Genomic DNA, 24,307 nt, shown 5'->3' on the forward strand with positions numbered 1-24,307 from the left:
GATTTACAGAGAGACCTCGTCCACAACAGCACCCATCCCGTTGACCTGCAGAGATGACGAGCTTCATGGACATGACGAGGGCTTCTGTTCCGCGAGCGTCCCGAGGGTTGATCCATGGATGCTCTGCATCCTCACACACGGCTCTGGGGTAGGCGCGTCTACCTTGTAAAGACGTCCCTTATGGCGAGTGACGCGGACCGTTCATGCAAGGTCGCCGAGATGCGCGCGAGCCTAGCGCAGTAGACTGCATACTCGCTATCGAGATGCAAATCAGCGATTCTGCTACAACACTCCATTCTCTAGGCTATCCTGCTGGGATGGACTGGCATCAGAAATTTAAGCGAACATTCATTATCACTTTGATTGTTGGCGGCGCAGTATCTTTGTCTCTGGGTCTTGTGGAACTAAGAAATGACCTCCTCGAACTACTAAACAAGATGTCGATAGGCAAAAGTCTACTTGCATTTGGTGCGGTCGCAGTAATCGCAGGGATTGGAGCCAAAGCCTCCCTCACAAGCCAAACTCGCAACAATGTCCGCATCCGCGCTCTGCCATGGTGGTGGGTTGCAGTGGGGATCGCGACTGCAGGCGCTTCGATCTGGGGATTCACTAGCTGGCTACTATCGATTGCCGGCAACGATCCAAGTCGTAGGCTCGAAGCCGTGAGAACCGGCTTGACGGTCGGCGTGGGGGCCGGAGGCGCGTACGCACTTCTATTGGCAGTACGACGGCAATGGTTGCAAGAACATGCCCATGTGCATGAACGCGAGGTAGCTAAACTCAACCAGCATGACGCGACAGAGCGCCGGGTTACCGAACTGTATGCCAAAGCAGCCGACCAACTGGGAAGCGAAAAGGCTGCCGTCCGTTTGGCTGGTCTTTACTCGCTTGAACGGCTTGCACAGGATCACTCTGAGCATCGTCAGACTATCGTAAACTTGATTTGCGCTTACCTGCGCATGCCCTCACTGCGACCGCTTTCCCGGACTCCTGGGTCATCTCATGAAGATGCCTATGAACAGGAGCGAGAAGTCCGACGAACAGCTCAAAAGATTCTCAGTCACCATCTCAACCCAAATAGCTCTGGCTTCTGGTCCGAGATGTCATTGAATCTTTATGGCGCTCATCTGATTAACTTTCAGATCAATCATGGAAGGCTAAAAGGGGCCAATTTTTCGGAAGCAAGATTCTTGGGAGACACTCAGTTTTTTGGCACAGAGTTCCAAGGTGTCACAAACTTTAGACATGCCGAATTCCAGGGCAATCTTACATGCCCAAATAGCATTTTCGAAGGTTCTGCGAATTTCGCAAATGCGACATTTAAAGGGAATGTCTCTCTTCGAGAAGCGACATTCAACGGTCGAGCGAACTTTGCCTCAACAGCATTCGAGAAGGTAGCAAACTTCAAATCCTCATTCTTCGCTCGTAGCGCCCACTTTGAATCGAGCTCTTTTGATGGAGCAGCTCATTTCCATAAAGTTAAATTTAAAGGTATCGCCAATTTTGCCGAAACAATCTTCGCCGCGAAAGCTAGTTGGCGGTCTGCATCCTTTGAGAGAGAGACTTCCTTTCATGGGGCCACCATGCTGGACAACGTTGACTTTGGCCACAGTCTATTTACAGAGACAACTCTTTTCACGTCCGTCAGTTTCGGCGGCCGTGCCGAGTTCGTCAACGCATCCTTCGATAATTCTGTACGCTTTAGTTGGTCCAGATTTGACGGGAGAGCAGCTTTTGGAGATGCTATTTTTGCAGGTAGAGCATCGTTCTCTAAAACAACCTTTGAGGTAAGCGCCACCTTTACACAATGCACCTTCGCGAGCGAAGCTTGGTTTCCTCGAGCGACTTTTCGTGGGCGCGCAGGATTCGACGGATCTCAATTTCAAGGTTTGGCCAACTTCAAGTCTGCAAAGTTTTTCGGATTGATCAAATTTGGAAGGGTTAACTTTTTCACCGCCTCTCAATTTGAATATGCAAGAGTTGGGCTAGGTGATGTTGCTGAGCATATAATTCCATTTGGCTGGAAGGTTGCGCGCGTTGAGTCTCAGTACCAACTGACGCGTGATCAATAGAATTTGCCAAATGGCGCACCAACCGAAGAAGGGTCTCAGCTACAGAAAACTGAGACCCTTCGAAGGAAGTGCACGCTAAGAATCAGGGTAGCGGAAGGCTGGCTTGGGGTGCATGAGGAAGTCGTGGTGGGAGATGTTCCAGGCGTAGGCGCCGGACATGGAGAAGGCGACTAGGTCGCCCACTGCGATGCGGTCTGTGAGGACCTCGCGGGCGAAGACGTCCTTTGGTGTGCAGAGCTGGCCGACGAGGGTTACGGGCTCGCCGGTGACCGCGGGGCCGTCGCCGTTGCGGGTGAGGACGTCGAACGGGTGGTTGTGTTGCTTGGTGACGGGTGTGCGGATGTGCATGGTGCCGCCGCGTAGGACGGCGTACCACTGGCCGTGTGCCTTCTTCACGTCCAGTACCTCGGTGAGGTACCACCCGGCGTAGATGCTGATGGAGCGGCCCGGTTCGATGCGCAGCGTTTCGCCTGGCTCGGCGAGTGCGGCGACGTCGGCGCCGTACTGTTTCCAGTCGAATCGGGTCTCGGGTGTGGAGTAGTCGACGGCCATGCCGCCGCCGAGGTTGAACTCACGCGGTCCGGTGTGGCCGATCCTGTCGAGCCACGCGCGGCCCCACGTGAGGATCCCGGTGGACTGGGCGACCATGACGGTGGCGTCCAGGCCGGACGCCAGGTGCGCGTGAATGCCGCGGAGGCGCACCTGCGGAGAGTTGTTCAGGATGTTGGTGCACGACTCGATGAGGTCGGGGTCCATGCCGAACGGACCGCTCATGGCGAGCGCGACGCCGCTGCGGTCGCTGGCAAGGTTGACCCGTAGCAGGACATCGACCTCACGGCCGGACGTGGCGGCGATCTCGGCCAGACGGGACAGCTCGTAGGGGCTTTCGACGTGGATGCGCTCGACCCCGAGGTCGAGGGCAAGCCGTAGTTCGTCGTTGGTCTTGCCGGGGCCGCCGAATGCCAACCGCGCGTCCGGCAGTGCCTCGCGGACGTGCGCCAGCTCGCCGCCGGACGCGACCTCGATGCCATCGACGTACGGGGCGAGAGCTTGCAGGATCGGGGCGTCCGGGTTGGCCTTTGCGGCGTAGAAGATCTCCGGCGCACCGGGCGCCGAGAGCGCGGCCTTGACCTCGGCCGCGTGCTCACGCAGTGCGGCGAGGTCGTAGACGAACGCGGGTAGCTCGCCCTTGCCGGCAAGGGCCTGGGCGTGGTCTTGGACTAGGCGCGTGATCATCAGGTGTCGTCTCTCCGGTTGTCAGGCAAGCGGGAACTCGTACTGAGCCGTCACGTAGTGGGCGGGCGCAACCGAGACCGTCACCTCGACCGCGCGGCCCTCGGCCGTCAGGCCGACATGCGTGATCTCAACAACCGTGCGCTCAGGGCTGATCTCCAGCGCGCGCGCCTCGGCCTCGGTCGGCAGACGGCTCGGGATGATCTGCTCACGCGCCCTGGTCTGCGCATAGCCGAGTTCGGCAAGCGCACTCTTGACGCCGCCGACGATCACCGGGCCGTCCTCCTCCAGGACCGTTCCATCGGCGATGTCGAGCGGAAATCAACTGGCGTTGAGCCGGACAGGGATGCCACTGGCGAGCGCTCGCCGACGCCGGACCAGGCAGTTCACCTCACTGGCCGGGCGTGCCTTAGGTCTAGCTCAAGGCAAAGAGCCGCTGCGCTTGGCGATGTCAGGCTGGCTCGCCGCTCGCTGAGACTCCGTACGCCCTGGGGCATGCGGCCGACTCGACATGGCTGGGCGCTCGTGTGCCTCCGGCTCAGGTGGCCGAGGGGCCGGGCAGCAGGAGGACGCCATGCGTCGAATCAGTGAGGCGACCAGGCCAAAGAGCCCTTAGAACTTCGGCACGTATTCGGCACAGCCACCCGTAGAAGGCCGTTAACGATCAGAGACAGCCAGACACTACGAGAACAGCCCCCGACCGGGTTACGCCTGGTCAGGGGCTGTTCTGTGAGGTGTGGCGGGTGCAGGGTTCGAACCTGCGTAGGCTAAGCCGACGGATTTACAGTCCGCTCCCATTGGCCACTCGGGCAACCCGCCGTGGTGTTTCGCTGGAAAGGATAGCGGACCATCGGGGTGGGTGTGACATCGAGGCGGGGCGTGCGGGGGTGGGGAGTCGATACGCTCTGTGGATCAATGATGCTGCTGAGGGGATGTGTGGGCGATGGCCGACTCGTCGTTTGACATCGTGTCGAAGCTCGACCGGCAGGAGGTCGACAACGCGTTGAACCAGGCCGCCAAGGAGGTGGCGAACCGGTTCGACTTCCGGAACGTGGACGCGGGGATCAAGTGGTCCGGGGAGACGATCGAGATCCAGGCGAACACCGAGGAGCGGGCGAACGCCGTGTTGGACGTGCTGAAGGACAAGCTCGTCAAGCGGGGGATCTCGCTGAAGGCGATCGATCCGGGTGAGCCGAAGCTGTCCGGCAAGGTGTACAAGCTGGGCGTGGGGCTGAAGGAGGGCATCGCCCAGGAGGACGCCAAGAAGATCGGGAAGATCATCCGGGAAGAGGGGCCGAAGGGCGTGAAGGCCCAGGTCCAGGGGGACGAGCTGCGGGTCACCTCGAAGAAGAGGGACGACCTCCAGCAGGTCATCTCCCTGTTGAAGGGCAAGGAACTGGATGTCGCCCTGCAGTTCGTGAACTACCGGTAGGACGAAGGGGAGCGCGCCGGCCCCATCCCCCGCAGAAGTGGCCGGCGCGCTCTTGTGTCTTATGACGCGGCCGCGTCCCGAGTGGTTCGGTCGAATCAGCGGCGGCCGGCCATGCGTTCCAGGCGGGCGATGCGGTCGGCGGTCGGGGGGTGGGTGGAGAAGAGCTTGCCGATGCCGGCGCCCTGGAAGGGGTTGGCGATCATCAGGGAGCTGGTGGTGGCGAGCTCGGGGTCCTGCGGGAGCGGCAGGGCGCGGGTGCCCGCGTCGATCTTGCGGAGGGCCGAGGCGAGGGCCAGCGGGTCGCCGGTGAGGCGGGCGCCGGCGGCGTCGGCGGAGTACTCGCGGGTGCGGCTGATCGCCATCTGGACGACGGCGGCGGCGACCGGGCCGAGGACGAGCATCAGGAGCGCGCCCAGGATGCCGGGGCCGTCGTCGTCCTCGGAGCGCCCGATCGGCAGGAAGATCGCCAGGTGGGACAGGTACGTGATGACCGTGGCGATGGCGGCGGCCACGGAGGAGATGAGGATGTCCCGGTTGTAGACGTGGGACAGCTCGTGTCCGAGGACGGCGCGCAGTTCCCGCTCGTCCAGCATCTGGAGGATGCCGCGGGTGCAGCAGACGGCGGCGTTGCGCGGGTTGCGGCCGGTGGCGAAGGCGTTGGGCTGGCGGGTCTCCGAGACGTACAGGCGCGGCATGGGCTGGCGGGCGGAGGTCGACAGCTCCCGGACGAGCCGGTAGAGCATCGGCGCCTCGACCTCGCCGACCGGGTGGGCCAGCATCGAGCGCAGCGCGATGCGGTCGCTGAAGAAGTACGCGACGCCGTTGGTTCCGAGGGCTATGACCAGCGCGATCGCCAGGCCGGTGCTGCCGCCGAACGTCCAGCCGGCGACCAGCATCAACGCCGACAGTGCGGCGATCAGTGCTGCCGTCTTGACGCCGTTGAACCGCACCTGCGTCGCCTCCCCGTCGGTCCTGCCATGAACATCAACGGTTTGACCAGGGCGAACGTTCCCAAACGTGGACGGGTTACGTGGCCTGTCCGACCGTCTGCAGGACGATCTGCGGCGCGACCGACAGCACGACGGCGCCGGCCGCCGCGGCGGTGATCGCGACGCGGACGGCGGGGCCGGGGGCGGCGTCGTAGTCCTCGCCGGTGGCGGACGGGGTGAACAGGCGGACCGCCCAGGCGAGGTAGTAGTACAGCCCGATCACCGTGTTGATCGCCATGACGACGGCGAGCCAGGTGACGCCGCCGGCGAGGGTGGCGCGGAACACCACGACCTTCGCGAACAGCCCCATGACGCCGGGGGGCAGGCCGGCGAGGCAGATGAGGAAGAAGGCGAGGGCGGTGGCGACGGCGGGGCTGCGGCGGGCGAGGCCGCGGTAGTCGTCGAGGGTGTCCCGGCGTCCGGTGGCGGTGCCGCGGCGGGAGAAGCCGATCACGACGGCGAACGCGCCGATGTTCATGACGGCGTAGAGGGCGACGTAGGCGGTGGTGGCGGCGACGGCCTCGGGGAGGCGGTGCGAGCCGACCGCGAGCGGGGCGAGCATGTAGCCGGACTGGGCGACGGACGACCAGGCGAGCAGGCGGATCGCGGTCCGCTGGCGGAGCGCGGCGAGGTTCCCGAGCGTCATGGTGAGCGCTGCGAGGACGGCGATGACGGGCCCCCACACGTGGCCGTAGGCGGGCAGGCCCAGGGCGAGGACGATCGCGAGCCCGGCGAACCCGGCGGCCTTGGACACCACGGCGAGGAAGGCGGCGACGGGCAGCGGGGAGCCCTGGTAGACGTCCGGGGCCCAGAAGTGGAACGGGACGGCGGCGACCTTGAACGCGAACCCGGCGAGGACGAGCACCGAGCCGAGCCCGGCGACGGGGTCGAGGTCGGCGGGCAGCCGGGACAGGGCGGGGGCGATCCGGTCCAGGTGCATGGCGCCGGTCGCGCCGTACACGAGGCTGATCCCGAACAGCATGACCGCGGTGGAGACGACGGAGACGAGGAAGAGCTTGAGCGCGGCCTCGGACGCCGTCCCGTCGTAGCGGCGCAGCGCGGCCAGCGCGAACACCGGGAGGGAGAGGGTCTCCAGCGCGACGAGCAGGAGGACGAGGTCGCGGGCGGCGACCAGGGAGAGGGCTCCTATGACGGCCGAGAGGAGGAGGAAGTGGTACTCCCCGACCGGGATCTTCGAGTCGGTGATCTCCTGGAGGGACAGCAGCACGACGATCGCGGCGGCGCCGAGGATGATCCCCTGGAAGAGCAGGGTGAAGTCGTCCGCGACGTAGGAGCAGGAGGCGGGGCCGCCGGAGCGCAGGCCGTCCGGCAGGCAGAAGGTGGCGCGGCGGTCCCCGGCGGCCAGCGCGACCACGGCGGCCAGCGCTGCGGCGAGGGACCCGCCGGACAGCAGGGTCAGGACGCGGCGGGGCGCGTCGAAGGCGTCGGCGAGCAGCAGCCCGATCGCGGCGACGGCGAGGACCAGCGGCGGCGCGATCGCCGCGTAGTCGATGCTCTGGATCATCAGCCGCCTCCGAACAGCGCGCGGACCGGACCCGTGGTCACGTCCAGCAGGGTCTTCGGCCAGAGGCCGACCAGCAGCGTCAGCGCGATCAGCGGCACCCAGGCGGCGTACTCCTGGAGGGAGACCGGCGCGACCGGACCGCGCGGCACGGCGACGCCGTCGGACGGCCCGTGGGTGAGCTTGGCGAGCATCCGCAGGAAGTAGGCGGCGGTCAGGACCGTGCCGAGCGCGGCGACGGCCATGAACGTCACGAACGTCTCGCGGGGCAGGGATGCGTGCGGGCGGTACGCGCCGATCAGCGCGAGCACCTCGCCCCAGAACCCGGCCAGCCCGGGCAGCCCGAGGGACGCGACGGACGCGAAGGTCAGGATCGAGGCCAGCCGCGGGGACGTGCTGAGCATGCCGCCGCCGATGGCGTTCATGTCGCCGGTGCCCCAGCGCTCCTTGACCGAGCCCGCGAGGAAGAACAGCAGGCCGGTGATGAGGCCGTGCGCGATGTTGCCGAACAGGGCGGCGTTGACGCCGACGGGGGTGAGGGTCGCGATGCCGAGCAGGACGAACCCCATGTGCCCGACGGACGAGTAGGCGATCATCCGTTTGAGGTCGCGCTGGGCGAGGCAGGCGAGGGCGCCGTAGACGATCCCGATGACGGCGAGGAGACCGAGCCACGGCGCCCAGACCTGCGCGCCGTCCGGGGCGAGCGGCAGCGCGACGCGGACCAGGCCGTAGGTGCCCATCTTCAGCAGCACGCCGGCCAGCAGGACGGACCCGACCGTCGGGGCCTCGGTGTGCGCGTCCGGCAGCCAGGTGTGCAGCGGCCACATCGGCGCCTTGACCGCGAACCCGATCCCCATCAGGGCGAACGCGGTGACCTGGAGGCCGTGCGACAGGCCGGACCCGTGCCGGGCGGCCAGGTCGGTCATGTCGAGCGTGCCGGCCTCGGCGCCGACGAGCAGCATCCCGGCGAGCAGGAGCCCGGAGCCGAGCAGCGTGTAGAGGATGAACTTGGTGGCGGCGGCGCGGCGTCCCGTCCCGCCCCACAGCATGATCACCACGTACATGGGGACGAGGACGGTCTCGAAGAAGACGAAGAACAGCACGAGGTCGAGCGCGACGAACGTGCCGAGCATCCCGACCTCCAGGACGAGCAGCAGCGCGGTCAGCAGCCGGATCCGGCCGCCTTCCGGCGGGTGCCGCAGCGTGTAGAGGAAGCACAGGAACGTCAGCAGGGCGGTCAGCACGACGAGCGGCAGGGAGATCCCGTCCACGCCGAGGTGGAACCGCAGGCCGATGGCGGGCGCCCACGGCCGGTCGACCTCCAGCTGCATGCGGGACGTGTCGCCGAAGTCGAACGCCGTCGCCGCCGACACCGCGACGAGGAGGGTCGCGGCGGACACGGCCGTCCCGAACGCGCGGACGGCGAATCCGGTGCGCAGGAAGCGGTCCGCCGGGACGAGCATGGCGAGCGCCCCGAGCAGCGGGATCGCCATCATCAGCACGAAGATCACTGGAAGATCACCACCGCGGCCGCGATGACGGCGACACCGGCGAGCAGGCCGGTGAGGTAGGTCTGGGGGTTTCCGTTCTGGACGAACCTGACCAGGCCGCCGAGCCTGCTCGTGGCCCTTCCGGTGCCGACGACGGCCCCGTCCACGCGTCTCTGGTCGAAGATGACGACGTGCCGCGCCAGCGTCTGGACGGGCCGGACGATGACCGCCGTGTAGAGCTCGTCCACGAAGAAGGCCCGCGCGAAGACGGTGCGGACCGGGCCGAGCGCCCGCGCGGGGTCCAGAGCCGGGTCGCGGTTCCACACGAGGAACGCGCCTCCGGCGCCGGCGGCGAGGAGCAGGATGCTGAGCACCGAGGCCCCGAACTGGGGACGCAGCTCCGACGCCCCGAGCCCGAAGAACCCGAGAATCGCGGCGGGGACGGCCAGCGCCGCCACGGTCCACGACATGAAGCGCGACGGGTCGCGCACCTCGTACGGTCCGCGACGTTCACCGAAGAACGTCATCAACCACGCGCGCATCGCATAGGCGGCCGTCAGGACGACCGTGACGAGCAACCCCAGGTAGACCAGCCACGCGATCCCGCCCGACACACTGATCGAGTTGGGCCCTGCGCCAGGGGCCTGTGAGAGGGGCGCGTAGGAGAACCAGCCGGCCGTCTCGATCTCGCCGCCGTGCAGGGCCGCGTGCTGGGCGGCCTCGATGACGGCGTCCTTGCTGAACCATCCGCTGAACGGCGGGACGCCCGCGAGGGCGGCGAAACCCACGGTCATCGACCAGAACGTGAGGGGCATGCCGCGCCGGAGCCCGCCGTACTGGGCGAGCAGGTTCGACCCGGCGGTCACGATCACGCAGCCGGCGGCGAGGAACAGCAGCGCCTTGAACGCCGCGTGCGTCAGCAGGTGGAAGACCGCCGCCGACCGCGCGCCCACCGCGAGCCCGGCGGCCATGACGGCGAGTTGGCTGATGGTCGAGTACGCCAGGACGCGCTTCAGGTCGTCCTGCGCGAGGGCCGCGCACGCCGAGCCGACCATGGAGACCACGGCGATGACGCCCAGCACGGCGAGCGCGGACGGGGCCACGAGGAACACCCCGTACAGGCGCGCCACGACGTAGATCCCGGCCGCGACCATCGTCGCCGCATGGATGAGGGCGCTGATCGGCGTGGGGCCCGCCATCGCGTCGGGGAGCCAGGTGTGCAGCGGGAACTGGGCGCTCTTGCCCGCGACCCCGGCGAGCAGCAGCAGCGCGGCCGCCGTCGCCGTCGTCTGCGGGAGTTCGCCCGCCGTCCGGACGATCCGGTCGATCTGGAACGTCCCGGCGCCCACGCCGAGGACGATCACGCCGATGAGGAAGCCGACGTCGCCGAGCCGCGTGACGAGGAACGCCTTGACCGCCGCCCGCGAGTTGGCCCGGTCCTCCCAGTGGTGGCCGATCAGGAAGTACGAGCAGATGCCCATGACCTCCCAGCCGACGTACAGGACGAGGAGGTCGCCGGAGTAGACGACCAGCAGCATCGCGGACGTGAACAGCGAGATGAACGCGGCGTAGGACGAGTACCGCCGGTCCCCCGACATGTACGCGACCGAGTACACCTGGACGGCCAGCGCCACGCAGCAGACCATGAGCCCGACGACCGCGGCGAGGCCGTCCACCTGGAGCCCGACGCTGATCGGCACCGAGCCGGTGTCGACCAGCGCGAGCGCGCCGGTGCGCTCGCCCGGGTCCCGCCAGACGACGAACGCGACGATCGCCGACAGGACGAGCGACACCGCGACCGGCGCGCAGGCGATCAGCGCCGGGCCGTTGCGCAGCGGCGAGCCCGCGGGGGTGCCGCGCAGCACCCGGGTCAGGGACGGGCCGAACAGCATCCCGGCGAAGGCGGCGAGGAAGGGCAGCAGCGCGACGAGCGACGCGAGCCAGATCACGGCGACGCCTCCTCGCGCTCGGGTTGCGGTCCGGGTTCGTCCCCTCGTCCGGCGACCGCGCCTCCGGCGGCTCCGCGTCGGGCCGGCGCAGGGCTCGCGGAATCCGCGGGCTCCTCGGGGTTCTCGGAGAGGGTGCGCAGCCGGTCTACGTCGATCATCTGGCGGTTGCGGAACACCAGCAGCACGATCGCGAGGCCGAGCCCGACCTCGGCCGCGGCGATCACGATGGTGAACAGCGTGAGGACCTGGCCGCCGTGCAGGCGGTCGCGGTACCAGACGTCGAACGTGACGAGGTTGAGGTTCACCGCGTTCAGCATCAGCTCGACCGACATCAGGACGAGGATCGCGTTGCGGCGCGCCAGCACCCCGTACACGCCGACGGAGAACAGCAGGGCGGCGACGACCGTCGGGTAGGCGAGATGCATCAGGCGCCGCCCTTCCCGTCCGGCGTCGCCGCGGGCTCCGCACCGGGCTTCGCGCCGGATTCCGCCCCGGATTCCGCGCCGGGCTTCGCCTTCCGCTTCGCGCGGGGCTTCCCGCCGGCGGCGGGACGGGCCCGGATGTCCGACCGCGAGAGGACGATCGCGCCGACCAGTGAGGCCAGCAGCAGCACCGACAGGACCTCGAACGGCAGCACCCACGTCCGGAACACCGCGCCGCCGAGCTCGTCCGCCGATCCGCCGCCCGCGCGCAGCGGCATCCGCGCGTCGCCGAACCCCATGACCATCACCGCGACCAGGACGGCGGCGGTGCCGGCGGCGACGGCCAGCGCGGCCCACCGGTTCCCGGAGTCGAGGTCGGCGGACTCCCCGATCGGCGCGCGCGTCAGCATGATCCCGAACAGCAGCAGCACCACGATGGCGCCGACGTAGATGAGGACCTGCACCCAGGCGACGAACTCCGCGGTGAGGACGAGGTAGCCGCCGGCGAGCGCGCCGAACGACACCACCAGCCACAGCGCCGCGTGAACGAGTTGCCGCGTCGTCACCACGAGGACCGCGGACCCGACCGCCACCACGCCGAGCAGCGCGAACACGATCTCCTGGCCGCTCATGCGCGCGCCCCGGGCGGGGGCCGGCGGGCGGCCCGCGCGGCGGCCTTCTCCGCCGCGGCCACTTCCTTCGGCGGCTCGGCGGCCGGGTCGTGGGCCTGCGGCGGCGGGACGGTCCACATCCACTCCCGCAGGCGCTCCTTCTCGTGGGTCAGCTCGGCGATGTCGTACTCGGCGTACTCGAACTCCGGCGACCAGAACAGCGCGTCGAACGGGCACACCTCGATGCAGATGCCGCAGTACATGCACAGCGCGAAGTCGATCGCGAACCGGTCGAGGACGTTGCGCGTCCGGGGACGCCCGCCGCCCTCGGCCGGGAGCGTCTCCTTGTGCGAATCGATGTAGATGCACCAGTCGGGGCACTCGCGGGCGCAGAGCATGCACACCGTGCAGTTCTCCTCGAACAGCGCGATGACGCCCCTGCTGCGCGGCGGCAGGTCCGGTTGCACTTCGGGGTACTGGCGCGTTATGGACCGCCGCGTCATCGTCCGCAACGTGACCGCCAGCCCCTTGGCCAGCCCGCCTCCTGGTAGCCGTCCCACGCGCCCCATGATTGCGCACGATCGGCGCGGGGGGAACGCGGCGGGTTCCGCGTTCGTCCAACGAGGTATAGGTCGTGTGCTGATGAGCTGGTTTGCGGCCGGGGAGGGCATGTGAGTCATCACGCGGACCGCCCGCACGACCCGGAGCCCGGTCACCGCCCCGGTCCGGCGTCCGACCGCGCCCGTCCCGCGCACCGGCACCCGCCGCGGCCTCGGCAGAAGCCGCGCACCCCACCCGGCTGGAGTCCCCCGTACCCCGGGCCGCCGGTGCCTCCGCAGCCGCCCTATCCGCCGCCAATTCCGGCACCGACCCCGGAGACGGCCCGAGGTTTCGTTTGGGCCTGCGTGCCCTTCCTCACTCTCGGCTACGGGACGCCGGTCTCGTTCCTGTACGCGGCCGTCCGGCGTCGGTCGCCGGGGCTCGCGGTCACCGCCGCCGGGTACGGCGCCGGGTCGGCCGCCGTACTGATGATGCTCCAGTCCGGCCAGCTGTTCCTCACCGCACTCGGCGTGTTCGCGGCGATCCTGCTGTGGATCGCCGGTACGGGGCACGCGATCGCCCTCCGGACGTCCGTCTTCCCCCGGGAGGTCCCCCGCCACCGGCTCAACGAGCACGCGGTCGAGGTCGCCAAGTACCGCCGGTCGCTGCGGGAGGAGGCCCGCGCACTCGCCGCCGAGGACCCGGCGCTCGCCCGCGAGCTGCGCATCGGCCGCCCGGACATGCCGCGCACCTACGACGACGGCGGCCTCGTGGACGTCAACCACGCGTCCCGCGAGATCATCGAGGCGCTGCCCGGCGCGACCCCGGAGATCGCAGACCGGATCGTCCGCCGCCGCGAGCAGACGGGCGGGTTCGTCTCGGCCGAGGAGATGGCCGTCGACGCCGACGTCCCGCCGGACGTCCTCCCGCTGATGGCCGACTTCACGATCTTCCTCAGGTGACGCCGGGGCCGACGAGGCTGCGAGGGCTGCCAGGGCCACCGGGGCCGACGGCGCTCAGAGGGCGACCTTGAGGACGCCGGTCAGCGCGAGCTGGGCGAGCGACAGCGGGACGAGCCACGCCCAAGCGAGCTTCTGCAACTGGTCCTCGCGCATGCGCGGGTAGCTGACCCGCAGCCAGATCACGCAGAACGCCAGCACGCCGGCCTTCAGCAGCGTCCAGAGCCAGCCCAGCTCGGTGTTCAGGAACGGGCCCTTCCAGCCGCCGAGGAACAGCACGGTCGTCAGCGCGCACAGCACGACGATCCCGGCGTACTCGGCCAGGATGAACAGCGCGAACCGCAGCCCGCCGTACTCCGTGTACGGGCCGAAGATGATCTCCGAGTCGGCCACCGGCATGTCGAACGGCGGCCGCCGCAGCTCCGCCAGGCCCGCGACGAAGAACACCACGCCGCCGACCGCCTGCCACGGCAGCCACCACCAGCGCCACTCCTCCACGACGCCCTGCAGCGACAGCGTCCCCGCCACCATCGCCACCGACGACGCCGCGAACACCATCGGCAGCTCGTAGGACATCAGCTGCGCGGCGACCCGCATCCCGCCGAGCAGCGAGTACTTGTTCGCGCTCGCCCAGCCCGCCATGATCGCGCCGATCACGCCGACGCCCATCACGGCGAGGGCGAAGAACACCCCGGGACCGAGGTCGAGCGCGACCTGCCCGCCCGGCCCGACCGGGACCACGAGCAGCACGAGCAGGTACGGCACGATCGCGACGCCCGGCGCCAGCTTGAACACCCACCGGTCGGCGTCGCGCGGGACCACGTCCTCCTTCTGCGCGAACTTGACCCCGTCGGCGACGAGCTGCGCCCAGCCGTGGAAGCCGCCCGCGTACATCGGGCCGAGGCGGCCCTGCATGTGCGCCATCACCTTGTGCTCGGCCTGCCCCACCAGCAGCGGGAGCACCGCGAACGCGCCCGCGACCAGCACCAGCTTGACCACGACCTCAAGCATTCGGACCCCAGCCCTCCGGGACGCCGGGCGGGCGGACGCGGCGGCGGCTCGGCGCGCCGTGCCCCGACTCGCCCGGTTCCTTCGCACCCGGCCACGGCTTGGCGACGCGGGCGGCGAGCACGAAGTCCTTGCGGAGCGGATGGCCCTCGAAGCCCTCCGGCAGCAGCAGCGGGACGAGGTTCGGGTGGCCCTCGAAGAGGATGCCGAACATCTCCGACGTCTCCCGCTCGTGCCACGCGGCGCCCCGGTAGACGCCCGTCGCGGTCGCCAGCACGGGCGCGCGCTTGGAGACGCGCGTGCGGATCAGCAGATGGTGGCGGCGCTCCAGCGAGTAGACGTGGACGACGACCGCGAAGCCGTCCTCCATCTCGTCCACGCCGGTCAGCCAGTCGAAGAACCCGCAGGACAGCTCGTCGCGCGCGAATGTGAGCGCGTCGATCCAGTGCTCGGGCGGCACCCCGACGGCCAGGCCGCCGTGCGTCTCCTCGCTGGTGATCTCGTCGCCGAAGCGGGCCGTCCAGGCGTCCATGAGTTCCGCCGCGAGGGATTCGGAGCTCATCGGTCACGTCCGATCTGGTCGTCGTGCTCGTCGTCGACCAGGCCGGGGATGATCGAAGGATCGTGCTCCGGGTTCACGCCCCCGCCCTCGGGCGCGGTGGCGTGCTCGTCCTCGGGCATGTGGACGGGCTGCGTCGTGTCCGTCGGCAGGACGGGCGGCGTCTCGGGCTCGGGCTCGGTCTCGGTCTCGCCCAGGTTCCGGACGGGCTGCGTGACGTCGGCCGGCCCGACGGCCTCCGGCTCGGGTTCCGCGGGCGGCTCCGCATCGCCGAGATGTCCGACCGGCTGGGTGACGTCGGTCGGTTCGACGGGCGGCGCCTGGGGCTCGGGCCTCCCCGGGGCCTCGGCATCGTCGAGGTGCCGGACGGGCTGGGTCGTGTCCGTCGGCCGGGCGGCCGGCGCCTGCGGCTCCGGCTCGGCCGGAGGTTCGACCTCGCCCAGATGCGGGACGGGCAGCGTCTCGTTCTCCGCGGCCTCGTGCCCCACCGCTTCCGGCTGCACCGCCTCGTCCTCCGCCCCCTCCTCCGGTGCGCTGTTCCAGTGCTCGAAGGTCTCGTGCTGGTCGGGCGGGGGCGGCGGCTGGAGCGGGCGGCGCAGGACGGTCGCCGTGAGCGGGCGCGGCGCGGGCGGCGGGGCCACGGGCTCGCGGTCGGCGCCGTCCCCGCCGTAGCGGTCGCCGAGCGACTCGGCCGCGATCTTCTCCTGGAGGTGGACGATGCCGTGCAGCAGCGCCTCCGGGCGGGGCGGGCAGCCGGGCACGTAGACGTCCACGGGGATGATCTGGTCGACGCCCTTGGTCACGCAGTAGGAGTCCCAGTACGGGCCGCCGCAGTTGGAGCAGGCGCCGAAGGAGATGACGTACTTGGGTTCGGGCATCTGCTCGTAGAGGCGGCGCACGGCCGGGGCCATCTTGTCGCTGACGGTCCCGGAGACGACCATCAGGTCGGCCTGCCGCGGGCCGGGGGCGAACGGGATGACGCCGAGCCGGATGAAGTCGTGCCGGCTCATCGACGTCGCGATGAACTCGATGGCGCAGCAGGCCAGCCCGAAGTTGAACACCCAGAGCGAGTAGCGGCGGCCCCAGTTGAGCACGAACCTGATCGGCTTGGGCGCGAGCCGCGACAGCGGCCCGACGCTCGGCGGGGGTAGATCGATGGTGCCCACACCGCCATTGTTACAGCGCCCGGCGGTCAGACCCAGGACAGGACGCCCTTCTTGCCCGCGTATGCGAGCCCCGTGGCGAGGAACGCCAGGAAGACGAACATCTCGCCGAGCGTCGTCGCGCCGTAGCCGGGGTCCGAGAAGACGGTCGCCCAGGGGAACAGGAAGACCGCGTCCACCGCGAACACCACGTACAGGTAGCCGAAGACGTAATAGCGCACGTAGGAGTGGGCCCAGCCCTCACCGACCGGATCGACGCCGCACTCGTACGTGGTCAGCTTCTCGACCGTGGGACGATGGGGACGCAGCAGCCGGTTCGCCGCGAGCGCTCCCCCGACGATCCCGGCGCCCACGAGGAGCAGCACGACCACGACGACATATGTGTCGAAATAGTTATGCACCAGATCCTCCTCGCGTGCGTCACATCAAGTATCTCGCGGAGCAGCCAGTATCTCGCGGAGCAGCATCGAGCTATGTGACGTCGTACCTCCACACCAGGGGGATCACAATGTCATGGTCTTGCTGCACACTAGGTTCGCATGGGTCAGTTTGACCTGGAAGGACGTGACCGGATGAGCAACCCCCCTCCTCCCCCGGGCTGGGAATCCCCGGGCGGGGCCTCCTGGCCGCCTCCGCCGCCGCCAGCGGGCCCGGGCGGGCCCGGTCCCGGCGGGCCTGGCGGCCCGGGCGGGGCTCCGCCGCCCGGCGGCTTCGGTGGTCCCGGAACCCCGCCTCCCTTCTTCCCGCCGCCCCCCGGCGCCCCGATGGGCCCCCCGATGCCGCCGCCGAGGCGCGGCGGTGGCGGCGGCCTGGTGATCGGCCTCGTCGGCGGCGGCGTCGCCCTGCTGGTGATCATCGCGATCGTGGTGTTCGTGGTGGCCAAGGGCGGCGGCAAGTCCCCCGAGGAGAAGCTGACCGCGGCCGCCTCCGACATGGACTCCGCCCGCGCGGTCGCGCTGAAGGGCACGTTCGGGGGCAGCGAGACGCTGCGCGGCGAGCTGAACGTCACCAAGGGCGGCCGCGCGATGGGGCCCGTCACCTGGAACAGCGACCAGGTCACCGTGCTGTCGGCCGACGGCAAGCTGTTCGTGAAGGGCGACAAGTCGTACTGGACGCGGCAGATCTCCTCCACCGACGACCCGTACTACCTCACCTCGGGTGAGCAGTGGGGCCGCCTGAGCGCGGACGAGCTCGACCTCGACTTCAAGGAGCAGCTGTCCCCGACGGCGCTGGCGAGCAAGATCCGCTCGGCCCGGCTGTCGCGGGTCAAGCCGATCGAGACGACGTGGATGGGCAAGAAGGCCCTCAAGTTCAGCACCTTCTCCTCCACCCTCTACATCACCGACGAGGACGACGCGAAGCTGCTGCGCTACGAGGCGACCACGCCGCGCGTGGCGGTCGACGTCACCCCGAAGGACTCCAGCGACGCCTCGTCCATCATCTCGGACATGCGCACGAGCATGGGCGAGCTGAAGGACTCCTTCAACGGCTCGGCCCGGCCCACGGTCGACGAGTGGAAGAAGGGCGGCTGCAACGGCAACTCGGGCTGCACGGTCGAGGCCAAGATCCGGCCGCCGTACGACGCGGAGAAGCCCGTCTCCATCGACGTCCGGTTCCGGCTCACGGCCGGCACGCTGACCGGCCGCGACCTCGGCAACTGCACCACCCGCATCACGATCACGAGCACCCTCGCCCAGTGGGCGAGCTGCCGGGTCGTCAGCAGCGCGTGGACGAGCTGGGCCAAGGCCACCGGCGGCACCTTCTTCAAGCACGCCGAGTACAAGGTGATCGGCGCCACCTCGGCCGAGGTGTCCGCCCTGCAGAACGGCCTCGACAGCGAATGACGCCGCAGGTGAGGCGCATCGCGCGCTGAGCCGCGGCCGCAAGGGTGCCCGGCGGCGCCCTCCTCTTCCGGGGGGAGGCGCCGCCGGGCACCCTTATGCTCTTTGTGGACGGCCCCTCCAGGGCCCGGCGGCCGCCCCCATCCCCCGGAACGTTCCCGAGCCCGTCGGTGCCCAGCGGGGGACGCCTCCTACCCCTTGCTTTGTGTCTGACGGTCGGGCCGAAACCGGGCCCCGGAAGTGAGCAGAGTGAGCCCCGAGTGAGCGTTGACAAGGACGAGCCGTCACCGACGGCCTCTTCCCGACCCCCGTCCCCGGACGGTCCCGGGACGGCCGCCCCCCGCCCGGACGCCCGCCCCCACCAGGGCGGCCCCGTCCAGGAGGGGCCCCACCCCGGAGACGTCCGCGTCGCCGGCGGCCAGGCCCCGCCGGGCGCGGCCTCCACCACGGATCCGGGCACGGGGCCACAGGCGGCGCCGGCCCCCGCGGCTCCCTCCGGTTCGGACCCGGGCGCGACCCCGACCGACCCGCACGGCACGCCCACCCTCGTCCCGCCCGGCGCGGACTCCGCCCTCCCGCCCGGCGTGGTCCCCATGGTCCCCGTGATGCAGCCCGGCGCGGCGTCCCCCTCCCCGCCCGCGGCGCCCTCCGGTCCGGGCTTCGGTCCGCCGCCCGGTGCGGGCGGCCCCGTCCCGCCTGACTCGGGCTTTCCGGGCGCGGCGTTCCCGCAGGGCGGCCCCGTCCCGCCGGGCTCTCCCCGGCCTGGCCAGAAGCGCAAGCCTCGGGGGCGGCGAGTGGTGGTCGTCGCCGGGGCGGCGGCCGCCGTGGTCGTCGTCGGCGCGGTGACGGCCGTGGCGCTCACCGGAGGCGAGGAGTCCGCGAAGAAGAAGCCGAAGCCGACCGTGTCGGCCGCGCCTCCCGCGTGGACGATCGCGGCGGGCCGCGACCTCACCTCCGGGACGGGCCTGCGCTACGACGGCACCGTGACGGTCAACGGGCAGCCCGTCCAGGCGCACCTGCGCGTGACGCCCGCGGGGGCGGCGACCGGCACGCTCACCGGGGGCGTGCTGACGGCGGAGGTCGTCGCGGTCGGCGGCGTCACCTACCTCAAGGCAGGGACGTCGTTCTGGCAGACCTACGCGAGCGGCGTCGCGCATCCGGAGTACTACGCGGGGCGCTGGTCCAAGGCGCCCGCGTCGGTGCCCGGCTTCGACGTCCCGGACGTCCTCGGGCCCAAGGCGATCGCGAAAGCGCTGGCCAAGGCTCCCGCGAAGCCGCCCACGGAGGACGTGAACGGCGTCCGCGCCTTCAGGGTGAAGACGTCCGACGCGGAGTACGTGCTCACAGCGGCCGCCCCCTACCGGCTACTGGCGGTGCGGCCGAGCGGGCAGGCGGGGCCGCGCTTCACCGCCGCGCCCGTCGCGGCCCCGGCCACGCTGTTCGCCGAGCTGCGCCCGCGCGTGGCCAGGCTCGGCGGGGCGTCCGATCCCGGCCTGCGCTTCACGCCGGGGACGCTGACGTTCAGCAACTGCGACCAGAACACCAGCGGCTGCACGGTGAGCATGCCCGCCACGCTCACCGAGCCCGCGACGGTGCCGGACGGCGCGCGCGCGGCGCTGCGGGCGGCGATCTCGTCGAAGGGCGAGCCGCTCGGGACCTGCACCGGGTCGGGACCGGTCCCGGCCAACCGTTCGCTGGTTCTGCGTTGCACCGTGACGAGCAAACTGTGGCGGCACTGGATGCGCGCCGCCCTCGACAACCCCGGCTCCTACCCGTACGAGGCGAAGGCGCGCGTCGTCGGCGAGGCGCTGGACGTCGCCGACGTGCCGAAACTCCTCGCCCGCGTCGACAAGGAGCGCAAGGCGGTCATGAAGGCCGTCACCGCCACGCCGGGCCCGGCGGTGTCGGGGGAGCCGTCCGTCAAGCACTCGGAGGGGCCAGAAGTCGCCACATCCCAGACACCAGGGACACCGTGAACCCCACCTTCAGGGGCGGTGCGGTCGAACGGGATTCCGGCTGTCTACACTTCGGGTCGTGAACTCCACGCCTCTGGGGAGCGAATGCTCCTCGACGAGTCCCGCGCGGCTGCTGGTCCGGCGTCTGCACGTCGACCTGTGCCGCCAGCGCAGCTGCCTGTGTTCGGGATGAACCCGGGGGCCCGTCCAGGTCGTATCGCCCGATAGGACCTGCGGAGCGTTCCGCCGCCGTCGCTCGCCTCCAAGACGCGCGGCCACCGGCACCCCGCGGGGAGCGCACGTCTTCATCCTGTGCGGTCATCCCGGTGTGCGGCCTGTCCCCGCTCATCCATCCCGTCCCGGACATACCATGAAGGTAAGCCTTAGTAGCATCACGATCCTGGGTGCCTCCCCCAGGACGGATGCTGCGCGTCGAGGAGGTCTTCCTCTGTGACCAAACAGGTCCAGCAGCTCGACCGCGTCATCATCCGCTTCGCCGGGGACTCCGGCGACGGCATGCAGCTGACCGGCGACCGCTTCACCCAGGAGACCGCGGCGTTCGGCAACGACCTTTCGACGTTGCCGAACTTCCCGGCCGAAATCCGCGCCCCCGCCGGGACCCTCCCCGGCGTGTCCAGCTTCCAGTTGCACTTCGCTGACCACGACATCCTGACGCCCGGCGACGCGCCCAACGTCCTGGTGGCGATGAACCCCGCCGCCCTCAAGGCGAACCTCGGGGACCTGCCGCACGGCGCCGACCTCATCGTCAACACCGACGAGTTCACCAAGCGCAACCTCGCCAAGGTCGGCTACGCGACCAGCCCCGTCGAGGACGACTCGCTGTCGGAGTACCGGGTCCACGCGCTGCCGCTGACCTCGATGACGGTGAAGGCGCTGGAGGACTTCGACATCTCCAAGAAGGACGCCGAGCGCGCGAAGAACATGTTCGCGCTCGGCCTCCTGTCGTGGCTGTACCACCGTCCCACCGAGGGGACGCTGGCCTTCCTGGAGCGCAAGTTCGCCAGCAAGCCCGAGATCATGAAGGCCAACATCGCGGCCTTCCAGGCGGGCTGGTCCTACGGCGAGACCACCGAGGCGTTCTCGGTGCAGTACGAGATCAAGCCGGCCGAGCACGAGCCCGGGCTGTACCGCAACATCACCGGGAACCTCGCGCTGGCGTACGGGCTGGTCGCGGCGGGCGTGCAGAGCGGGCTGCCGATCTTCCTCGGCTCCTACCCGATCACGCCGGCGTCCGACATCCTGCACGAGATCTCCAAGCACAAGCGGTTCGGCGTCCGGACCTTCCAGGCCGAGGACGAGATCGCCGCGGTCGGCGCGGCGCTCGGCGCCTCGTTCGGCGGGTCGCTCGGCGTCACCACGACGTCCGGGCCCGGCATCGCGCTGAAGAGCGAGACGATCGGCCTCGGCGTCGCCACCGAGCTTCCGCTGCTGGTCATCGACGTGCAGCGGGCCGGGCCGTCCACCGGCCTGCCGACCAAGACCGAGCAGGCCGACCTGCTGCAGGCCATGTACGGCCGCAACGGCGAGGCCCCCGTCCCGGTGGTCGCGCCGCAGTCCCCGTCGGACTGCTTCGACGCGGCGATCGAGGCGGCGCGGATCGCGGTGAAGTACCGCACGCCGGTCATCCTGCTGTCGGACGGCTACCTCGCCAACGGGTCCGAGCCGTGGAAGCTGCCGGACGTGGCGTCCCTGCCGAAGATCGAGCCGAACTTCGCCGAGCCCTCGCAGGAGGAGTTCCAGCCGTTCGAGCGCGACCCGGCCACCCTCGCCCGCCCGTGGGCGGTCCCGGGCACGGCCGGGCTGGAGCACCGGATCGGCGGCCTGGAGAAGGCGGACGTCACCGGCAACATCTCCTACGACCCCGGGAACCACGACCGCATGGTCCGGCTCCGCCAGGCCAAGATCGACGGCATCGCGAACGACATCGCGCCGCTCGCCGTGGACGACCCGTCCGGCGACGCCCGCGTCCTGGTGATGGGCTGGGGCGGGACGTACGGGGCCATCTCCGCGGCCGTCCGGCGCGTCCGGGCGTCCGGGCGGAACATCGCGCAGGCGCACCTGCGGCACCTCAACCCGTTCCCCGCGAACCTGCCCGAGGTGCTGCGCTCCTACGACAAGGTGATCGTCCCTGAGATCAACCTCGGCCAGCTCGCGCTGCTGCTGCGCGGCCGGCTGCTCATCGACGTGATCGGCTACAACCAGGTCCGCGGCCTGCCCTTCAAGGCCGAGGAGCTCCAGGGCGTCATCCAGGATGTGATCGACAGTGAGTGACAACGGAGCGAACGGCAACGGCTCCCCGAACGGGAACGGCAACGGCGCGCCGACCGGGAACGGCCTGCTCTCCCTCGTCCCGAAGGCGGACGGGAAGCAGACGATGAAGGACTTCAAGACCGACCAGGAGGTGCGCTGGTGCCCCGGGTGCGGTGACTACGCGATCCTCGCGGCCGTCCAGTCCTTCCTTCCCGAGCTCGGGCTGCGCCGCGAGAACATCACGTTCATCTCCGGCATCGGCTGCTCGTCGCGGTTCCCGTACTACATGAACACCTACGGGTTCCACTCGATCCACGGCCGCGCGCCCGCGATCGCGACGGGCCTCGCCACGTCCCGTCCGGACCTGTCGGTGTGGGTGGTGACCGGCGACGGCGACTCGCTGTCCATCGGCGGCAACCACCTGATCCACGCGCTGCGCCGCAACGTCAACCTCAAGATCCTGCTGTTCAACAACCGGATCTACGGGCTGACGAAGGGCCAGTACTCGCCCACCTCGGAGCTCGGCAAGATCACCAAGTCGACGCCGATGGGCTCGCTCGACGCCCCCTTCAACCCGCTGTCGCTCGCGATCGGCGCGGAGGGCTCGTTCGTCGCCCGCACCATCGACTCCGACCGCAAGCACCTGCAGTCGGTGCTGCGGGCCGCCGCGCAGCACCGCGGCACCGCGCTCGTCGAGATCTACCAGAACTGCAACATCTTCAACGACGGCGCGTTCGACCCGCTGAAGGACGCGGCGGTGCGCGACGACGTCACCGTCCGGCTGGAGCACGGCGAGCCGATCGTGTTCGGGGCCGACCGCGCCAAGGCGCTGCGCCGCACCCCGTCCGGGTCGTTCGAGGTCGTGAACGTCGCGGACGTGGACCCGTCCGAGATCGCCGTGCACGACGCCCACAACCCGGACCCGTCGCAGGCGTTCGCGCTGTCGCGGCTGGACCAGCCGGCGTTCGAGCACACCCCGATCGGCATCTTCCGCGACGTCGACCGCCCGTCCTACGACGAGTTGATGCGGGCCCAGCTCGACGAGGCCGTCCGGACGCAGGGCGAGGGCGACCTCGCGGCCCTGCTCGGCAGCGGCGACACCTGGCGCATCGACTGATCGCGACGACGTAGGAGAGCACTTTCCGAGGCCCGGCCCCGCCACCGCGGGGCCGGGCCTTCGCACGCTTGGAAACCCCGGGAACGGGGCACTGTCTCTCACGTGCCGACGGCCGGCGATCCGCGGGAGTCTTCCGGACGGGACGCCATGCGCGGCGGCGCCCCCGCCTGACAGACTGAGGAGATCATGAACCGGGGAGGTGACGATGCGGGTCATACCGCGCCGTAACAAGGGTCGTTCGCGGGACGAGGATCCCGCGCCCACCCCGGCGCCTCCCGCCCCGTCCCCCGAACCCTCGCCTTCGAACGTGAAGCGCCAGGCCCCGCTGATCCCCGAAGACGCCGCGCAGCCGACGCAGCCCCAGCGTCCCGTCCCCGCCCCGTCCGGCGACACGCGTCCCATGAAGGCCTCGCCCGAACCGGGCCGCGACCCCGCCGAGGCGCTGGGGCAGAAGAGCCTGCGCGACGCGGACCGGCGCGCCGAGGCCACGACGGCCGTGCTGCCCGCGGCCTCCCGGCCGCTGGACACGGAGGCGGAGCGGCGGCGTGCGCGGGCCGCGCAGCGGCAGCGGCAGGCCGCGGAGATGAAGCGGAGCCGGGCGGCGCGGCGGCGGGGCCGCACCTACCGGGAGGCCCCGCCCGCGGGGGCCGCCGAGCAGCACCGGTCGGCGATGCTGGTCATGGTGCTCACGCTGGGCCTGCTGATCGCCGCCGTCGCGGTGACCGGCGGGCTGATCGCGTCCTCGATGCGGACGCGGCCGGTGACGCTAACCGCGCCGCTGCACATCTACCCGGTCGCGCAGGCGGTCCCGGGCCAGTGCCCCGCCGGGACGCAGGGCATCACCGGGCAGACCGCCACCGGGGTGACCTGCTACCGCCTCACCCAGGGGCTCGCCATCCACAAGGTCGCCGACCTGCGCGTGCAGAAGTCGCGCGTGAAGCCCGGCGGGTACGACGTGGCGGTGACGCTCCGCCCGAGCGACCGGCAGGCGTTCGCCCAGCTGACCCGCGCGACGGTCGGCCGCGACCTGGCCTTCGTCGTCCGCGAGCGGCTGGTCACCCTGCCGCGCGTCGACATGGCCATCACCGACGGCAAGGTCATCGTGACCGGCTCCCCCGACCGCGCCTCAGCGAACGCCCTGGTCCGCCAACTAAAGGGGCACGGGGGCTGAAAT

The 24,307-nt window shown here is 69.9% G+C and carries 20 protein-coding genes, 1 tRNA gene and 1 pseudogene; 8 read left to right on the plus strand and 14 right to left on the minus strand.

Features of this window, described 5'->3' with window-relative positions:
* The first annotated feature begins 317 nt into the window (after positions 1–317).
* Positions 318–2,072 carry a pentapeptide repeat-containing protein gene (locus ABWI07_RS17165; protein ID WP_353819106.1) on the plus strand — a complete coding sequence of 585 codons (1,755 nt, stop codon included), beginning with the start codon at positions 318–320 and terminating at the stop codon, positions 2,070–2,072.
* A gap of 75 nt (positions 2,073–2,147) precedes the next feature.
* Here ABWI07_RS17165 and ABWI07_RS17170 read toward each other — a convergent pair whose 3' ends face one another.
* The 3 genes from ABWI07_RS17170 to ABWI07_RS17180 all read right to left on the minus strand — a co-directional run bounded on the left by ABWI07_RS17170 (position 2,148) and on the right by ABWI07_RS17180 (position 4,124).
* Complete coding sequence (locus tag ABWI07_RS17170; protein WP_353819107.1) at positions 2,148–3,308, minus strand: type III PLP-dependent enzyme; 1,161 nt, start codon at positions 3,306–3,308, stop codon at positions 2,148–2,150.
* Positions 3,309–3,329: 21 nt separating this feature from the next.
* On the minus strand, positions 3,330–3,578 hold the full coding sequence (locus tag ABWI07_RS17175; RefSeq protein WP_353819108.1) for a UTRA domain-containing protein: 249 nt from the start codon (positions 3,576–3,578) through the stop codon (positions 3,330–3,332).
* Positions 3,579–4,042: 464 nt separating this feature from the next.
* Positions 4,043–4,124, minus strand: a tRNA-Tyr gene (locus tag ABWI07_RS17180).
* A 124-nt stretch (positions 4,125–4,248) separates the two neighbouring features.
* On the opposite strand from ABWI07_RS17180, the gene ABWI07_RS17185 reads away from it, so the two are divergent.
* Complete coding sequence (locus ABWI07_RS17185; RefSeq protein WP_149259657.1) at positions 4,249–4,737, plus strand: YajQ family cyclic di-GMP-binding protein; 489 nt, start codon at positions 4,249–4,251, stop codon at positions 4,735–4,737.
* A 95-nt stretch (positions 4,738–4,832) separates the two neighbouring features.
* On the opposite strand, the gene htpX is transcribed toward ABWI07_RS17185, so the two are convergent.
* From htpX to ABWI07_RS17220, 7 genes and pseudogenes are all read right to left on the minus strand, one after another.
* The gene (htpX, locus tag ABWI07_RS17190) at positions 4,833–5,687 is read right to left on the minus strand and encodes a zinc metalloprotease HtpX (protein ID WP_353819109.1); all 855 of its coding nucleotides are present in this window, start codon (positions 5,685–5,687) and stop codon (positions 4,833–4,835) included.
* 76 nt (positions 5,688–5,763) lie between these two features.
* Positions 5,764–7,251, minus strand: a complete 1,488-nt coding sequence (locus ABWI07_RS17195; RefSeq protein ID WP_353819110.1) for an NADH-quinone oxidoreductase subunit N — start codon at positions 7,249–7,251, stop codon at positions 5,764–5,766.
* Positions 7,251–8,759, minus strand: a complete 1,509-nt coding sequence (locus tag ABWI07_RS17200; RefSeq protein WP_308800795.1) for a complex I subunit 4 family protein — start codon at positions 8,757–8,759, stop codon at positions 7,251–7,253. The genes ABWI07_RS17195 and ABWI07_RS17200 overlap by 1 nt, the downstream gene beginning before the upstream one ends.
* The gene (locus ABWI07_RS17205; protein ID WP_149259660.1) at positions 8,756–10,687 is read right to left on the minus strand and encodes an NADH-quinone oxidoreductase subunit 5 family protein; all 1,932 of its coding nucleotides are present in this window, start codon (positions 10,685–10,687) and stop codon (positions 8,756–8,758) included. Before ABWI07_RS17205 ends, ABWI07_RS17200 begins: the two co-directional genes overlap by 4 nt.
* A 143-nt stretch (positions 10,688–10,830) precedes the next feature.
* Positions 10,831–11,112 (minus strand): annotated as a pseudogene (nuoK, locus tag ABWI07_RS17210) (NADH-quinone oxidoreductase subunit NuoK); the annotation flags it as partial.
* Positions 11,112–11,741 (minus strand): NADH-quinone oxidoreductase subunit J family protein, encoded by a 630-nt coding sequence (locus tag ABWI07_RS17215; RefSeq protein WP_353819112.1) that lies wholly within the window; start codon positions 11,739–11,741, stop codon positions 11,112–11,114. The pseudogene nuoK and the gene ABWI07_RS17215, both read right to left, overlap by 1 nt.
* Positions 11,738–12,280 (minus strand): NuoI/complex I 23 kDa subunit family protein, encoded by a 543-nt coding sequence (locus tag ABWI07_RS17220; protein WP_235036827.1) that lies wholly within the window; start codon positions 12,278–12,280, stop codon positions 11,738–11,740. Before ABWI07_RS17220 ends, ABWI07_RS17215 begins: the two co-directional genes overlap by 4 nt.
* A gap of 345 nt (positions 12,281–12,625) precedes the next feature.
* On the opposite strand from ABWI07_RS17220, the gene ABWI07_RS17225 reads away from it, so the two are divergent.
* Positions 12,626–13,222, plus strand: a complete 597-nt coding sequence (locus tag ABWI07_RS17225) for a ComEA family DNA-binding protein (protein ID WP_235036889.1) — start codon at positions 12,626–12,628, stop codon at positions 13,220–13,222.
* Positions 13,223–13,276: 54 nt separating this feature from the next.
* On the opposite strand, the gene ABWI07_RS17230 is transcribed toward ABWI07_RS17225, so the two are convergent.
* From ABWI07_RS17230 to ABWI07_RS17245, 4 genes are read right to left on the minus strand one after another with little or no spacing between them, the layout of a single operon-like run.
* Positions 13,277–14,230: a complex I subunit 1/NuoH family protein gene (locus tag ABWI07_RS17230; protein ID WP_353819113.1), complete on the minus strand. Its 954-nt coding sequence runs from the start codon at positions 14,228–14,230 to the stop codon at positions 13,277–13,279.
* On the minus strand, positions 14,223–14,789 hold the full coding sequence (locus tag ABWI07_RS17235) for an NADH-quinone oxidoreductase subunit C (RefSeq protein WP_235036828.1): 567 nt from the start codon (positions 14,787–14,789) through the stop codon (positions 14,223–14,225). Before ABWI07_RS17235 ends, ABWI07_RS17230 begins: the two co-directional genes overlap by 8 nt.
* A complete protein-coding gene (locus tag ABWI07_RS44485; protein WP_502912828.1) occupies positions 14,786–15,952 on the minus strand; it encodes an NADH-quinone oxidoreductase subunit B in 1,167 nt (388 codons plus the stop codon). Before ABWI07_RS44485 ends, ABWI07_RS17235 begins: the two co-directional genes overlap by 4 nt.
* 26 nt (positions 15,953–15,978) lie before the next feature.
* Positions 15,979–16,350: an NADH-quinone oxidoreductase subunit A gene (locus tag ABWI07_RS17245; RefSeq protein ID WP_149259666.1), complete on the minus strand. Its 372-nt coding sequence runs from the start codon at positions 16,348–16,350 to the stop codon at positions 15,979–15,981.
* Between the two features lie 375 nt (positions 16,351–16,725).
* Here ABWI07_RS17245 and ABWI07_RS17250 point away from each other — a divergent pair, with 375 nt between their 5' ends.
* The 5 genes from ABWI07_RS17250 to ABWI07_RS17270 all read left to right on the plus strand — a co-directional run bounded on the left by ABWI07_RS17250 (position 16,726) and on the right by ABWI07_RS17270 (position 24,304).
* Positions 16,726–17,793 carry a hypothetical protein gene (locus ABWI07_RS17250; protein WP_235036829.1) on the plus strand — a complete coding sequence of 356 codons (1,068 nt, stop codon included), beginning with the start codon at positions 16,726–16,728 and terminating at the stop codon, positions 17,791–17,793.
* A 257-nt stretch (positions 17,794–18,050) separates the two neighbouring features.
* Complete coding sequence (locus tag ABWI07_RS17255) at positions 18,051–19,766, plus strand: hypothetical protein (RefSeq protein ID WP_353819114.1); 1,716 nt, start codon at positions 18,051–18,053, stop codon at positions 19,764–19,766.
* A gap of 429 nt (positions 19,767–20,195) precedes the next feature.
* Positions 20,196–22,037 carry a 2-oxoacid:acceptor oxidoreductase subunit alpha gene (locus tag ABWI07_RS17260; protein WP_353819115.1) on the plus strand — a complete coding sequence of 614 codons (1,842 nt, stop codon included), beginning with the start codon at positions 20,196–20,198 and terminating at the stop codon, positions 22,035–22,037.
* Positions 22,030–23,133: a 2-oxoacid:ferredoxin oxidoreductase subunit beta gene (locus ABWI07_RS17265; protein WP_353819116.1), complete on the plus strand. Its 1,104-nt coding sequence runs from the start codon at positions 22,030–22,032 to the stop codon at positions 23,131–23,133. The genes ABWI07_RS17260 and ABWI07_RS17265 overlap by 8 nt, the downstream gene beginning before the upstream one ends.
* 307 nt (positions 23,134–23,440) lie before the next feature.
* Positions 23,441–24,304: a SecDF P1 head subdomain-containing protein gene (locus tag ABWI07_RS17270; protein WP_353819117.1), complete on the plus strand. Its 864-nt coding sequence runs from the start codon at positions 23,441–23,443 to the stop codon at positions 24,302–24,304.
* Positions 24,305–24,307 lie beyond the last annotated feature (3 nt).

This window comes from Actinomadura sp. NPDC000600 (genome assembly GCF_040492135.1).
Classification (GTDB): Bacteria; Actinomycetota; Actinomycetes; order Streptosporangiales; family Streptosporangiaceae; genus Spirillospora.